At 36.2% G+C, this 15,218-nt stretch carries 13 protein-coding genes and 3 pseudogenes; 10 read left to right on the forward strand and 6 right to left on the reverse strand.

Going from position 1 to position 15,218, the window contains the following annotated elements:
* Nucleotides 1-70: 70 nt before the first annotated feature.
* The 8 genes and pseudogenes from AC3WVZ_RS33040 to AC3WVZ_RS33075 form a co-directional block, all read left to right on the forward strand.
* Nucleotides 71-1,000: pseudogene (locus tag AC3WVZ_RS33040) on the forward strand (ABC transporter permease); the annotation flags it as partial.
* Between the two features lie 63 nt (nt 1,001-1,063).
* The gene (locus AC3WVZ_RS33045; protein WP_233937078.1) at nt 1,064-1,399 is read left to right on the forward strand and encodes a hypothetical protein; all 336 of its coding nucleotides are present in this window, start codon (nt 1,064-1,066) and stop codon (nt 1,397-1,399) included.
* A gap of 100 nt (nt 1,400-1,499) precedes the next feature.
* The gene (locus AC3WVZ_RS33050) at nt 1,500-1,787 is read left to right on the forward strand and encodes a transposase (protein ID WP_098636870.1); all 288 of its coding nucleotides are present in this window, start codon (nt 1,500-1,502) and stop codon (nt 1,785-1,787) included.
* Between the two features lie 47 nt (nt 1,788-1,834).
* The gene (locus AC3WVZ_RS33055; RefSeq protein WP_425594328.1) at nt 1,835-2,083 is read left to right on the forward strand and encodes an IS3 family transposase; all 249 of its coding nucleotides are present in this window, start codon (nt 1,835-1,837) and stop codon (nt 2,081-2,083) included.
* Between the two features lie 101 nt (nt 2,084-2,184).
* Nucleotides 2,185-3,623 (forward strand): annotated as a pseudogene (gene tnpC / locus AC3WVZ_RS33060) (IS66 family transposase).
* Between the two features lie 18 nt (nt 3,624-3,641).
* Nucleotides 3,642-4,283: an IS3 family transposase gene (locus AC3WVZ_RS33065; RefSeq protein WP_282082079.1), complete on the forward strand. Its 642-nt coding sequence runs from the start codon at nt 3,642-3,644 to the stop codon at nt 4,281-4,283.
* Nucleotides 4,284-4,325: 42 nt separating this feature from the next.
* Nucleotides 4,326-4,628 (forward strand): hypothetical protein, encoded by a 303-nt coding sequence (locus AC3WVZ_RS33070; RefSeq protein WP_233937082.1) that lies wholly within the window; start codon nt 4,326-4,328, stop codon nt 4,626-4,628.
* 248 nt (nt 4,629-4,876) lie between these two features.
* Nucleotides 4,877-5,485, forward strand: a complete 609-nt coding sequence (locus AC3WVZ_RS33075) for a hypothetical protein (RefSeq protein ID WP_233936231.1) — start codon at nt 4,877-4,879, stop codon at nt 5,483-5,485.
* A gap of 297 nt (nt 5,486-5,782) precedes the next feature.
* Here the strand turns inward: AC3WVZ_RS33075 and AC3WVZ_RS33080 are convergent, their stop codons facing one another.
* Nucleotides 5,783-7,537, reverse strand: a complete 1,755-nt coding sequence (locus AC3WVZ_RS33080) for a SulP family inorganic anion transporter (protein ID WP_078187225.1) — start codon at nt 7,535-7,537, stop codon at nt 5,783-5,785.
* A 30-nt stretch (nt 7,538-7,567) separates the two neighbouring features.
* Entirely contained in the window at nt 7,568-8,149 is a 582-nt protein-coding gene (locus AC3WVZ_RS33085; RefSeq protein ID WP_233937083.1) for a beta-class carbonic anhydrase, read from the reverse strand.
* A gap of 607 nt (nt 8,150-8,756) precedes the next feature.
* Between AC3WVZ_RS33085 and AC3WVZ_RS33090 the strand changes: the two genes are divergently transcribed.
* Both AC3WVZ_RS33090 and AC3WVZ_RS33095 read left to right on the forward strand, forming a co-directional pair.
* Nucleotides 8,757-9,233: a SpaA isopeptide-forming pilin-related protein gene (locus AC3WVZ_RS33090; protein WP_078187223.1), complete on the forward strand. Its 477-nt coding sequence runs from the start codon at nt 8,757-8,759 to the stop codon at nt 9,231-9,233.
* Between the two features lie 134 nt (nt 9,234-9,367).
* A pseudogene (locus AC3WVZ_RS33095) lies at nt 9,368-9,487 on the forward strand (IS6 family transposase); the annotation flags it as partial.
* 131 nt (nt 9,488-9,618) lie between these two features.
* On the opposite strand, the gene AC3WVZ_RS33100 reads toward AC3WVZ_RS33095, so the two are convergent.
* From AC3WVZ_RS33100 to AC3WVZ_RS33115, 4 genes are all read right to left on the reverse strand, one after another.
* Nucleotides 9,619-11,430, reverse strand: a complete 1,812-nt coding sequence (locus tag AC3WVZ_RS33100; protein WP_233937084.1) for an acyltransferase family protein — start codon at nt 11,428-11,430, stop codon at nt 9,619-9,621.
* A gap of 50 nt (nt 11,431-11,480) precedes the next feature.
* Complete coding sequence (locus tag AC3WVZ_RS33105; protein WP_233937085.1) at nt 11,481-12,350, reverse strand: transposase; 870 nt, start codon at nt 12,348-12,350, stop codon at nt 11,481-11,483.
* Nucleotides 12,351-12,497: 147 nt separating this feature from the next.
* Entirely contained in the window at nt 12,498-13,199 is a 702-nt protein-coding gene (locus tag AC3WVZ_RS33110) for a DUF6060 domain-containing protein (RefSeq protein WP_078187220.1), read from the reverse strand.
* 1,207 nt (nt 13,200-14,406) lie between these two features.
* The gene (locus AC3WVZ_RS33115; protein WP_078187219.1) at nt 14,407-15,018 is read right to left on the reverse strand and encodes a recombinase family protein; all 612 of its coding nucleotides are present in this window, start codon (nt 15,016-15,018) and stop codon (nt 14,407-14,409) included.
* Nucleotides 15,019-15,218 lie beyond the last annotated feature (200 nt).

Raw genomic sequence — 15,218 nt, forward strand, 5'->3', positions numbered from 1 at the left:
ATCGTGAGGCCTTAAACTACAATCGTATTTTGTAAGCAGGTTGATGTTTTTTCAAACTTTGCAACAGAACCTTAAAAAAATTCCAGAAATCTCACATGTTGTAACAACAAATTCAAGTATGGAACCACTTGATATTGAAGATAAAGTAGAAATGGTGAGTATTACTGGATTAGACAGTGAGTATTTTTCAGTAAATAAAGTAAAGTTGTTAAAGGGACGTTCTTTACAAGAATCAGATGTGGATCAAGGTAATAACGTTGTCATGATTAGTAAACAAATGGAGGAAAAGGTATGTAAGGATGCCAATCCAGTCGGTAAAATTATTGAAATGAAGGGTCAACCGATGCAAATTATCGGTGTCTACAAATCAGATAACGAGTTTATGGGAATGGGACCATCAGAAGCATTAATTCCAATTTCATTATGGCCGACACTGTATGGAAAAGATGAAATTCAAAATATTTCTGTTCAAGCAAAAAATGTAGATAACTTAGAAAAAGCAGGTAAAAAAGCTGCAGATGTCTTAAACAGTCGTAAACCGAGTGAGGCAACTGGTAAATACGAAGTTATGAATTTAAAAGAACTTCAAGAAGGTATTTCAAAGATGACCGGTATTATGACAATGATTATCGGCGGTATCGCTGGTATTTCACTAGTCGTTGGTGGTATTGGTGTTATGAACATTATGCTCGTATCTGTAACAGAACGTACGCACGAAATTGGAGTACGTAAAGCACTTGGAGCGACGCGTAGTAAAATTTTATTACAGTTTTTAATTGAAGCAGTTATGTTAACGCTTCTAGGTGGTTTAGTCGGAATTGGTCTTGGGTATGGCGGGGCATATATCGTTTCCACATTTGCGAAGTGGCCACCGCTTGTTTCATGGGAAGTTGTCGTTGGCGGCGTACTATTCTCCATGACACTGGGGATTATTTTCGGATTAATTCCAGCGAATAAAGCTGCGAAATTAGATCCGATTGAAGCGTTACGTTATGAGTAATTAACTTGTATGATAGAAATGCTATTCAACCATACAGGATATAAAATATGAGGAGTGTAAAACATGGAAACAAACGTAGTAAAAGGGAAATGGAAAGAAAGACCATCATTAGGGGGCATGCTTCTTTCGCCGAGTGTGCAATTTTCAAAACTGAAGGTCACACAAAAAGTATGGGGTGCTTTCTTTTTAGTTGTTTTTTTTCAAGCAATTGTAAAAGGGATTTCTTCTTATGCCGCTCAAAATACTGCGGAAATGATAGAAATACAGAAACAACTGGGTGATGTGCAAGAATCTATGGGATTGATGATAGGTAAGGCGATGGGAACTAGTTTTTTCGGGGCGCTTATCGGAACTTTATTAGTAGCAATGATCTATAAAGTCTTTCTCATGTTTTTTTGAAATGATACGTCTTATAAGATGGTACTTGCTATTATTGATGTTAGACTAAAAAGTAGACACAGGTTACTATAATAAAAAATGAGTCAAATGGGGTGTCTACATGGGGAAAATAAAACAATATGAAGAGGAGTTTAAACGCCAAAGTGTAAAACATATTTTTACAACAGGAAAACCTGTAGCTCAAGTTGCCCGAGAATTAGGGGTTTCAGTAAATACCCTTCATGGTTGGGTAAAGAAATATAAGCAAGAGCCTAAAGTTATAAAGCAACGAACGTTCCGTTCTGAAGATCAACAAACAAAAGAGATGGAACGACGTATTCAAGATTTAGAGGAAGAAAATGCAATCTTAAAAAAGGCGATGCACTTCTTCGCGAAAGACCATCGGTAAAATTTAAATTTATCCATCGACACCGCTTCACATACCGAGTGGAGAAGATGTGCCAAGTTCTACATGTATCCCGAAGCGGATATTACAAATGGAAACATCACACCAAAAGCCCCAGGCAAATACAGAGAGAACAAATAACCAAAGAAATCCACCGCATTTTCCTAGAATCGCGTTGTTTATACGGAAGTCCGAAAGTAACGTTTGTCTTACGTCAAAAAGGAAAGCAAATCTCACAAAAAACAGTGGCCAGAATCATGAAAGAACAAGGATTACAATCAAGAACTGTAAAAAAATAGTAACTACTCAGCCACCTTTCGGTGTCTTTTTTAAATTTTACTAGTTTCATATGCCTCCCATTTGTAAATACTGAGTATATCAAACAGGGGAGGTGAATCTTATGGTCGATCGAAAAATTATTTTAGATACATATAAAAAAGGACCTGAAGCTGTTATTTCTTTATTTGAAGAAACATTTTCTAAGTTAGAAAAACGTATACAAGAACTAGAAAATGCTTCAAAAAAAACTCCAAAAATAGTCATAAGCCACCTTCTACAGATGGTTTGGGTAAGCCCGTTACAAAAAGTTTGCGCAAACCGTCTCATCGTCAAACGGGTGGCCAGTTGGGCCACAAGGGACATACTCTTGGTTTGACAGCGACTCCAGATCATACGATTACACATTCTCCTACATATTGTACTTGTTGTCATACTTCCTTGAACCACGAGCCTGTAAAAGGGTATCGCATTCGCCAAGTGTATGACTTACCACCTATTCAGATCGAAGTGACAGAACATAAAGTAGAACAGAAAGAATGCCCACATTGCCATTCTATCCAAGAAGCCCAATTTCCTTCGACAGTATCTCGTCCTGTTCAATATGGTCCAAATATAAAAAGACTGATTCCCTATTTAACGCATTATCAATGCATTTCTTTGAAGCGAACAAAAGAATTCTTTCAGGATTGTTTTGGACATTCTATAAGCGAAGGAACCCTGGTAAATCATACACAGGCTTTCGCTTCTCAATTGCAGCCATTCATAAAAGAAGTAAAGGAAAAGATTCTGCAGTCTCCTGTTGTCCATTTTGATGAAACTGGTATGCGTGTAGAAAACAAAACACAATGGTTACATACTGCCAGTACACCGGAGGTGACATTGCAACATATTCATCAAAAACGTGGAAAAGAAGCAATGGATGCTGGAGAAATCTTGCCATCTTTTTCTGGAATTGCGATGCATGATGGTTGGAAATCGTATGATGCGTATACAGATTGTCGTCACGTTTTATGTAATGCCCATCTCTTACGAGATTTACAAGGAATTATAGATAGTACTGGAGAACAATGGGCACAACAGATGCAGAAATTTCTAACGCAAGCGTTGACGATGAAAAAGCAATCCGAAGGTACCATGCCAAAAGCGACGCAAAAGAATCTGTTTATTATGTATCAATCCATATTGAAAGAACAACAGATTCTTTCCACGAAACAAAAGAAGAAAGGAAAGCAGACGCCTTCTCAAAATTTATGGAATCGCTTCGTCAAGTATTCTGACAGAATTCTAGCGTTTTTAGAACATCCAGCCATTCCATTTGATAACAATCAAGCAGAACGGGATATTCGGATGACGAAAGTAAAACAGAAAGTGTCTGGGACTTTCCGAAGTAAGAAAGGCGCAGAATCTTTTTGTCAGATACGAAGCTTTATGAGTACCATGAAAAAACAAAAACAATCGGTCTTACAAGCGATAAACCAAGTCATAGAAACTAGAACGGTTCCTTGGAATAACACGACTTCATCAGAGAATTTCTCTATTTGGCATAGATTCTTTCTCTGATTGGAGTATTTTCTTTTCATGTTTTCGAATCGGAAACATGTATTTGGCCTGTTTTTTTATTTGAAGAAGCTGAGTAGTTACAAAAAATATAAAGCTACTACAAATTCCAAACATTCTTATCCGATACAGGACAATGTGTTAAATCGTCAATTCAAGGTAAAAAAGCCAAATCAAGTTTGGGTAGCCGATATTACCTATGTATCGACGAAAGAAGGATGGTTGTATGTAGCAAGTCTGATGGACTTGTATTCTAGAAAAATTGTGGGCTGGCATGCTGATCGTACGATGACAAAAGAATTAGTATGGAAGGCTTTACAACAAGCTTATTTCCGTCAAAAACCGGAAGGTTCAGTCTTGCATCATTCTGATCGAGGAAGTCAATATGCTTCCCATGATTATCAAAAGCAATTACAAAAGTATGGAATGCAATGTAGCATGAGTAGAAAAGGGAACTGCTATGATAACGCTTGTATTGAATCATTCCATGGTGTCTTGAAAAAAGAACTTATTTACCAACACCAATACACAACACGTGCCCAAGCACAGCAAGATATTTGGGAATACATTGAAATTTTCTATAATCGTAAAAGAATTCATTCAGCGAATGGTTATTTATCTCCGACAGAAAAAGAACGTATGTACGATTTGAAGGCTGCATAATTAAATTTATCTGTGTCTATTTTATTGACTTAATATCATATAGTGTATGCAAGTATTGTACTGATTATTGGTGATCTATTCAATGCAATTTTAACACGTATGTTTGGTGGAAATATAACAGGATATACGAACTTATCCCCATTATTCCAACAAGGTACACTACTCCATGGAATGGCTAGCGCATTTGAGGTATTTTATTTATGGTATTTATGTTTAATTTGGATGGGATTACGAACAGTAGCCGGATTAAGTACAGTAAAATCTTCTATTCCAGTTGTTGTAATCTTTTTGATACAAGCGGCTTTTATTACCTTTGGCACCATGATTGTATCAAAATTCATGTAATCTAACTAACGGTTTCGTCCAAAGTATATGTTATGCTCTACTTGAATATATCCAGGTAGAGCATATATTTTTAGTGTATATCATCTAAGGGGATAGAAATCTATACGAATACATTTGAATCCTTTGGGTGGATAACGAATCGTTTATCCTAACAGGTGAAAACTGCAGCCAATGTCCCCAAAAAGCAGTGTTACTATAATTTTTAAGTGCTTAGCTATGTTGACAGAATAGAAAGGGTTGTATGTAAGATGGTATATGTAGAGCTAACCCCTTCGTTTCAGGGGAGTTTTCGTTCTGATTTATGTAAAGTATTGCGCTACTATTTAGAAGACACGAAATATGCATGTGTGACAGAAGATACATCGATTGTGACAGATTCATTTGTGGAGATATTGATGGTATATTTTCAAGGTTCCCCTGTATTTTTTAAGTGGGAGAAGATGGGTTTTGAAATGGACCGTATCTCGTGTAAGCAGGTATTGCAAAAAATTGAACATGCCATGCGCCAAAGAAGTTCTACGTTAAAACATAGAAATCATTTTTATCGTTTACTACGAGAGGTAGGCCTGCAAGAAGATATACCACAAGACTTTTTATGTATGAAGAAAAGAATATTAGAATTGGAAATGCTAAAACAACAGCGAGAGACAAAGAAAAAAGGCCGTCTTGTTTCGGGGCGACAAATCAAATTGTTACAAGTTTTGTGGAAGAAAACATTTCATCGAACTTTAGAGGTATCAAAGGACATGACACAAGGAGAAGTAGATGAGTTATTTCGTCGTATACATAAAAAACGGTGCAAGTTAGCTCGGATGTCGGAAGAAAATAATTCTGGTGACATATCAAAGATCTTTTGATATGCGAAATTGCATATTTTGTTCGTTTCTGTTGCAAAGTTTTACACTACCCTAAAAATATAGAATTAAAATACAAATAGGAAGAATAAATCGTATGAAATATACAAGATGAGGTATAGACTATTCATAATTTTTAATCGTTTTTAAACTTTGCAACAGAACCTATTTTTCTTCTTGAGGTATACAAGAGAAAAAAAGAGGGCCTTTTATAGAAAGGCCCTCTAAAAATGTATGTCTTTTATAAACAAACGAATAGCTAGGATATAGCAATCTATCCTCCTAATGTTACTTTATGATTTACAGGTTAATTTCCACGGAAGAACGTTTCCTGTCTAAGTCTGTTTCTGTAGATTGTTCAGAAAGTGTCGTGCATTCTTGAAAGGCAAATTGTTTACAGCCCTTACATTTGGATGTCTCTAATTCTTGTAGTGCAAAATGCAATGCTACTCCTGTACGTGTGAAAAAGTGTGGTTCGCCAATTCTTTCGTATAATCCTGTTTGATGGAATATTTCTTTCGGTTGATGCTGGATACCGGAAATCAAAAGGGTTCCTTGTTTTGCTAGCATCTTCTTCCGAATGTGTTCTACTGCAGATTCTGCCGAAGTATCCATAAAAGACACGTTTCCCATACGTAGGAGAAGAATGTGAGCGTTAGACTGTAGGGCAGATTCTATAGACGTTTCGAACTCCTTTATGGTACCGAAGAATAAGGGACCTTCTACGGTGAAGATACTGATTTGCGGACAATTTTTCCCATTTGCGACGATGTCTGACTTGACATAGGAATCTACTGGATCTGGCAATACTTTTCGAACACGTAAAGATTTGCTCATTTTTCCAATAAACAAAAGAAAAGCAAGGAGTAATCCCACGCTTACTCCGGTTGTAAGATCTGTGAAAACGGTTAATAGGAACGTCAAAACAAGTACTAGGGTGTCCCCCGTTCTTGTTTTCAGAACATGAATAAACTCATGCTTCTCACTCATATTCCAAGCAACGACCATTAAAATCGGTGCCATACTAGCCAGTGGAATATGAAAGGCAAGCGGAGATAGAAATAATAAAACCAGTAATACTACCATTCCGTGTATCATGCCTGATATTGGCGAAGTCGCTCCATTTTTAATATTTGTTGCAGTCCGAGCGATGGCACCCGTCGCAGGAATGCCGCCAAATAATGGTGCCACCATATTGGCAATTCCTTGTCCCACCAGTTCTTTATTACTATTATGTTTACTATTTGCCATGTTATCTGCCACCATGGCAGATAACAATGATTCAATCCCGCCTAATGCCGCAATGATACAGGCTGCTGGCAGTAACATAAGGATGTTCTCCCATGTAAAGGCAGGCATTTGGAAATCTGGTAGCTGATGTGGAATATCGCCGTATGTAGTCCCAATCGTTTCAAGTTGATTCGGAAATAGCAGGATTGCGATCAAACTTGAAATGACCAATCCTAATAAAGCGCCTGGAATTCGAGGTAACCATTTTGTAGCTGCGATCACAATTCCTAAACACAGAAAAGCGGTAAGGATACTATACCGATTCATATCTGTGATATTTGTCCCAATTTCTTTCATGTTATAAAAAAAGGTTTCTTGTTTTTCCAGGTGATGCAGCCCTAAAAAATTTGCAATCTGTCCAGAAAAAATAATGACCGCAATCCCCGTTGTAAACCCAATCATGACAGGTCGCGGAATAAATGTGATAAACCTTCCTAGTTTGCATACGCCCATTAAAATAAGTAAAATTCCTGCCATAAAACCAGCAATTAATAAGTTTTCATAGCCATATTGCATTACAATCCCAAGTAAGATCGGTACAAATGCGCCTGTTGGTCCTGCAATCTGATATTTTGATCCCCCAAATATGGATACGAGAATTCCTGCGATAATCGTCGTATAAATACCATATTCAGGTCGTACACCGCAAGCAATGGCAAATGCCATAGCAAGTGGAATCGCTACGATTCCTACCACCAATCCTGCTAACATATCTTTTTGTAAGTTCGCGAGGTTATATCCTGCATATCTGCCTGAAAATCTCATCGTTTTTCCTCCTCCTCCTCCTGCATGTATTTAAGGATTTGTTGTATGTGCGTAGGAATATCCCTCTACAACGACTTCTAAATTTCCTGTTTCGGGATGAATGACAAGTCCATGCACAGGTACAGAAGATGGTAATAAGGGGTGTTGGCCTATGATTTCTACACTATGTTGGACACTTTCTTGTACATTGCGGAAACCGGTTAACCATGTAGATAGATCGATTCCTGCATGTTGTAAGGTACGAATGCAAGTGGAATCAATGCCTTGCATTCGTACCTTGTCTAATAGGGGCTCTGCTTGCAAACCCGCCATGCCACAATCTTCATGACCAATTACACAAATTTCCTCCACTTGTAATTCATAAATGCCCAGTATGATACTCCGCATCATACTACCAAAAGGATGGGAAATCACAGCGCCTGCGTTCTTTATGACTTTGGCATCCCCATTTTGTAAGCCCAATGCTTGTGGTAATAATGTTAACAGTCTGGTATCCATGCAGGTTACAATCAATAACTTTTTATTTGGAAATTTGGTCGTAGAAAAAGGTTCGTATTCTTGTTTTTGTACAAATGTTTCATTATGCGTCAATATATTTTCTAACAATGTCACTTGGTAACGCCTCCCTTATAGGTATGATCACATGAACAGGCTGAAATAAAAAAGCTTGCCAATTTTTAAGATTGGTAAGCTTTTGATACGAATTCGGACGTGATCTTATGTTTAGTCTAGAGAGGATAAAATTTGGTGTCAATAACCTAAAACATGAGAAATATATTCTATAGATTTCTTATAAAATATGAAATTCTTTTTTCTGATTCTTACCTGTATCTCATGTTAAGAACATATATAGGAAAAATAAGTATCATAAAATCACCATACATCTGCGTTGTTTCGATTTTTCACTGTTCTACACAGGGAGACATTGTTTTCTGATTCGCAATATGCGTAGGTTGAGAAATACAGATAGTACCTTGTATGTCATATGAAATCCATTTACAATGTAACTAAAGTATCGTTAAGGATGCATTTAAGTTTCGCTAACATGAGAATTTCCTATATATAATTGATTCATGGTGAAATAGAAAAGAATGAAAGCTGAATCTATCATCATGATAGCTATTTTATGTGAAACTTGGAATTGTTACGAGGGAGACAAATTGAGAACAATGGATGTTTATTAGGAACAATCCATTTCATATATGAAGGAGGAAATAGAATGAACAAAACTGTAAAATATGCAATTCGATTTTTAGCTGTACCCTTTGTAACAGGTGCAGTTCTGTTTAGTGCAGCGGCAACGCAAAATGTACAAGCAGCTAGTGAACCATCACTACAAACACAAAAAAGTGAAGTGGGAACATTAGAAATTACATTGACAGCTATGGAATGGAAATATGATCATAGTGAGCCCGGGGGATTTAAATATTATCCTGGAAACAACTTAGCAGATGTAGAATTTACAATCTATAATAAAAAGGACAATACAGAGTATGCAAAGAAACGAACGGATAAAAATGGAAAAGTTTCGTTTCAACTCCCTTTGAATCTTTCTTTTTCCTGTAAACAAACATCCGCATATCCAGAAACAAATGGGGGAAGATATGTCCCTGAGACAAGAACGTTTTCTGGATCTTTTAAAACAAATGGAGAAATCTATCAGCATAATGTGTACAATATGTTCACATTATATTAAAAAACAAAACCCTTTGAAAAACGATTTCAGTTTTTCAAAGGGTTTTAACGTACTAGAGATTATGTAAATATTTTAGTATGAGTTCCAAATTTGCGGAACCCATTCAGGGTAATCAATAAGTGGATTTTGATTCCTTTCAAAATCTTCGCCATGCTTCACGTACATTAAAAGGAATCGAAACGATTCATGCTATATATAAGCAAAAGAGAAGTCACATTCTTGATTTCTCTCTTGCGGCGTGCAAGGAATTATAGGAGTTATTCAGGGTACTTAAAATCTAACCAGATTTTGTGAATTATCGTATACTTTTTCGAACTTTGCAACAGAACTTGTTAGCTTAATAGCGATGTGGTGGAACCAAAAATTATTAAAACATATTTCATTATTACTTCACTGCTTTGGCTACAAGTGCTGCGTATGCTTCTGCACCTACTTTGGTTAAATGCACACCGTCAGGTGCAAAGTAGTCTTGCTTTCCAGCACTTGCTACATACCAATCAACTAGAGTTACATTCGGGTATTCAGATGCCGTAACTTTCAGTCTCTCATTCACAATTGATTCCCACGGACGTGGTACTCTCGTATTAATAAATATGATTTTACGTTCGTTTCCAATTACTTTTATTAATGAGACAAGTTGCTCAGTAGTAAAGGCTCCATTTGTACCTAATCCAATAATGACATAATTTCCTAAATTACCTTCATATTTTAACTGTTCAACTACCGGAATCGCTTTTGACAGCTGGCGACCAATTTGGGCATCAATCCTAATATCAGGAAAAGCATTTTTTAAATACGGAGTAATATCAATCATAACGGAATCGCCTATCGCAGTAACTGTGAGTGAATTTTTAGGTTGCGCAGAATTTACTTCTTTTGATTCTCCTTGTTTTTGAGGCGTCTCTTGATTTGGATTTTCCCAAACTGCAACTGGATGTGGCGCCGGTTGTGTTTGTGCTGTTTCCACCTTATCTTGTTGAGAGTTCTCCCTAGCCTTACTAGCTTTTGATAACCCTACGACCGCTATCGCCGAAACGAATAATGTACAAATTAAAGCTAACTTAACACCTAAAGTGACATTTTGAATTCTTAAATTTTTAAACTGAATGTTCCGGAGCGCACCTTGTCGGATTGGTTTTTCAATAAACTTCCATGAAATTTGCGCAATCAATATAATCAAAAGAAATTGAAGGATTGCTCTTATTAATGAGAAATCCCCAGTATTTACCTTTGGAGTCGTCAATGTAAGAATTGGATAATGCCAGAGGTATATGCCATACGATCTTATCCCTATCCAACGTAAAGGCCTAAATCGTAAAAATTGAGCAATACGACTAGCTGGATGAGCTAGATTGGCCACTAACAATGCTGTTGCAATTGATAAGAGAACCATTCCTCCCTTGTATAGAAATGGATCATATTGATTGGTCTTCCAAAACATAACCAAAATAATAATAAGGGCAATGCCCCCCACTACATCAAGAATGAAACGCGCCTTTGGGATAATTTTATTTGCTAGCCTATTGCTTGGCCAAACTAAGGCAAGTACCGCCCCGATAAGTAAGGAAAAGGCCCTCGTATCTGTCCCATAATATATTCTGCTCGGATCAGCTCCAGGTTCATACAAAATTGCCATCGCTAAAGCGGAAGCAACGGCTCCCAGACAAATTAATAAAATCATACGGGATTGTTTTTTTATGTAGTAAAGCCCTAAACTAATGATAAACGGCCAAACAACATAGAATTGTTCCTCAACTGCTAACGACCAAAAATGATTCAATGGAGAAAGCTGGCTAAAATTATCAAAGTACGATAATTTATGATAAATATACCACCAGTTACTAACATAAAATAATGCCGCTAATGAATCTCCGCGCATTTTTTCAAGTAAAGAGCTATGAAAAATCGTAATCCATGCCAACGTTATAACGAGCATAACGAGCATTCCCGGAAGCAATCTCTTTGCCCTACTAAGCCAGAATTTTTTTAAATCAATTCTCTGATTTCTCTTCCACTCTATCGCTAGAATATCTGTAATTAAATAACCTGAAAGTACAAAAAATACAGTAACCCCCAAAAATCCTCCAGGCATCCAATTAAAATTAATATGATACAACATAACACCTAGTATAGCTAGGCCCCTGAGACTGTCCAACCCAACCATATAACGACTATTTTTTTTAAAAGGTTTAGCCACCCTACATTCACCTCTATTTCTTGGAAATTAGGTTAGAGGGTGTTGCAAAACTAAAATAAATATGCAATGTTATGAATCAGAAAAACTAGCTGAACATGTAGTAGATAGCGATTTTGACCATACCAACGTGGCTGTTCTAGCCCTTTATTTTTGAGTTTACTAAACTGTTGTTCAATTTTCCCACGCTCTTTCATCAACTGTTTACCAAAGATGGTTTGTACAAAATGAGACAATACACGATGATGTGTACTCTTGATTTGTTCACCATTCCGTGGATTGATTGGATTCATGGCAAAGATGTCACACGTTCTTGCAATTTCATAAATGTGCTGACTACCATACGCAGCATCTGCAACGGAAAACAAGGCATTTCGATCTTGTATATCTCGAAGCAATACAGAAGCCATTTTGCTATCATGTACGTTCGCTGTTGTAAATGTATATGACAATACAACACCTTCTGGTGTAGAACAAACATGAGCCTTATATCCTTTATACCAACCATAACGAGTCGATTTCCCCCACCTTGCTTGTGAATCATACAAACTACTTCGTAAGGCCGTGCTATCAATTAAGACGCAAGGAATTAGCCCTAAATTAAGTTCGTGAAGAACCTTTTCATGAATGACTGGAATACTTTCTTCACGAAACCAAGTGCTTACACGTGAAAAGGTGGAAATATGAGGAACAAAAGATAGCCCACAAGATGCACGAAATGAAGGAAATTGATGTAAAAAACGAGTTAATTTGCGTAAAGAATCAATTTGGAATACATTTTTCAGGAAAAAACATTTCAGTAAAGCTTTTCTGCAGATTGGTGGGCGACCTGTAACAGGCGGAACGCCTCCAATTGTTAAACTGTCTACGTACGCAAATAAAATATGTAAAATCGATTGATTTTCCTCAAAATTGGTTATCATACTAGTAAATCCGTCCTTTCTGGAGATAGTTTGGGATACTATCATTCTTCCAAGAAGACGGCTTTCTTTATGCATGCATTTTTGGATATTTATGGGTTTTGCAACACCCTCTAAATGTTTTAGTTCGCTAACCTTCTTGCGTGAAAATTATCTTTCTAATCTTAGTGTGATTACACCATCTAATTCTGAAGTACCAGGTACTGCTACCGGAGTACTACCTGAAATCCGATTTGAAGAAATAAGGTTCCCCCAGATGTCACTATACGTATTTACCACTCCAGTAGTATAGAATCTTTTAGCTTCAAAACCAATGAACCCCCTTTGTCCTGGTTTTAAATTAAAACTATACGTACTAGAGTTGGTTAAAGCCTCAGCCCAATGATATCCTCCATTTAGTTTTACAAATTTTATATCTAATCCGCCTCCAGCATCCCAGGTCTCTGTTTGTGTAATGGCATATGTCTTCGCTATAGAGCAACCATTTCCATTAGCCGGACAGTTCATTGTTGCACTCGCTCTTTGAGAGGGCATATAAAAATTATACTCTCTCTCTGGCTTATATTCTTTTCTATTCGCCATTGCTGCAATAGAGCCTGTATTGTTATTTTGTATTGCTGCTAATTTTTGTTTATTATTAGATTCCCTCTTTTCTTGTTCATATTGCATAATAGGAACCTTTTCAGCCTTACCGTTTGAAATTTTTATGACTTCAGCTATATACGTATTCGCTTCTGTTAATTCCTTTTTACTATTTTTAGGATCTACATCGGTAGAAGCATTTGCAACTCCAGGTAATACACTTCCTGCAAGACAAGATGCAATAAATAAATTACGAACTGTTTTTTTCATATTAATGATTCCCCTTAATTTTAGTGGCGCCTAAAATTAAGAATAGACTGTTTTTTTTTAAATATATAGTCTGTTCTCCCCGAAATATTTTTGTTATACTTACTTATACACATCAAAAATCATCTTAAAATAATAGAATCGTCGATATGTTAAGTCTCCCGATACTTGGATTTTTCGGAGAAATGCCATTAAATATATGCTTCTATAACCATATAAGGGGCACCATACATGCCCATCAACGTAAGGACGGAAACAAAATGAGCTTTCGTGCATATTAGCGAAAAAAACTTAAAATATTTTGTGTCCTTAAAAATGAATATAGCAAATAAACCTAGATAGGTAGCATTTTTAAAAATTATGCTACTTTCTTTTGTTTTTCAAATCCATTATATTGCATAAGCAACCCCCATAATGTCAAAGACTGTTTTTGTCTGGTATGTTCGAAATTGTAAGGCATATAAGAATGAGATACAGGAACAATCCAATGAGAAGTATGTATCTTATATAAGTTGGATCATGAAAATCACTAAAAAGAATGATACCGACAATTGTAATCAACATAATAGATAATAAAATGACTGGATGCACATAGGGTGGGTTGTTGGTTATATATATGAGGTAACAAGAAAAGGAAATAAGGAATAGTAAGAAAGCAATGAAATCGGATTTATACATAAGAGGATTCCTTTCTCAAAAAGTGTATACAAAATATTGACGAATGGTAGCGAATCTACATTGGTTTCGCATGAAGGATGCCGAATCAAACATTTGTTTAAAAATATTGATACGTATAGAATCCCACTATAATTACTATATAAACATTTCACTATCAAGGGGATCCCCTTGATAGTATCGTGGCTTCGCTACATTTTGCAACCTCATCAGCACTGATGTCAATGAGGGGTAGAAAACATAAAAATATCCTTTTATTTGTTATTGCTTTTCATTCAATTGCTCAATGAGTGGCTTTTGATATAAAAATAAACACCACAAGTAGGGGCCTGTGGTGTTTAGGAGAAAGTTATAAAAAGCTAGTATAAATGTTAGCATCTTTTATTTTACTAGAAATTATATATATTGGTATTGAGAAAGTTACTCTCTAAATTCGAGATAACAAACAATACATGCAACGATTATTCCCATGATAAGATAACCCAATAGAATATCTATGCCAAGTACAAACATGATGTTTCTTCCCATCTATTGGTTATTTTGCTAGTTGATCTTCATATTTTTGAACCAGTCGATAAAACGTAGTTTTGGGCACATTTGCGTTCTTCATTGCTTCCACTGCTGTAATGGACCCAGTTTTCCAAATATCATATGCAGTGATAAATGCAGGGGTAATTTCCGCTTTGGGTCTACCTAGGTGTTTTCCTTGTTTTTTTGCTAAATCAATCCCTTCTCTTTGACGTGTTTTGATTTTGGTACGCTCTTCTTCTGCCAACCAAGAAAGAATTTGAAGTACAAGATCAGTAATCAAATTTCCTAAATTATCTTTATATTTTGTTGTATCTAACAAAGGCATATCTGTAATGACAATGTGTGCTTTTATATTTTTTGTAATATCCTTCCATTCATTTAAAATCGCTTCTTTATTCCTGCCAAAACGATCAAGTGATTGCACATATAAAATATCTCCTTCTCGCAACATCAGTTTGACAAGTTGATAATTTTGACGATTAAAATCTTTTCCAGATTGTTTATCCATAAAAATATCTCTTTCATCAATTCCAATTTTTCGCATCGCTTCGATTTGTCTACCTTCATTTTGCTCTTTACTACTCACTCTTATATATCCGAATTTTCTGTTATTCAATATACGTGAACCCCTTCAATTTTGTTTATATGATGATAGTATAACAGAGAAATAGACCGAAAGGTGCCATTTTTATAGAAACGTTCCTAAAACACGAATTCGAGGTTTAGGAACGAAGTTTTCGTATATTTTTCACAGTTTCAAAAGGTGTACCTTTATGAACTGTTAATCTAAAATATTTATCAACTTATGAATCTAGT

It is taken from the genome of Bacillus sp. CPT56D-587-MTF, from assembly GCF_058792335.1.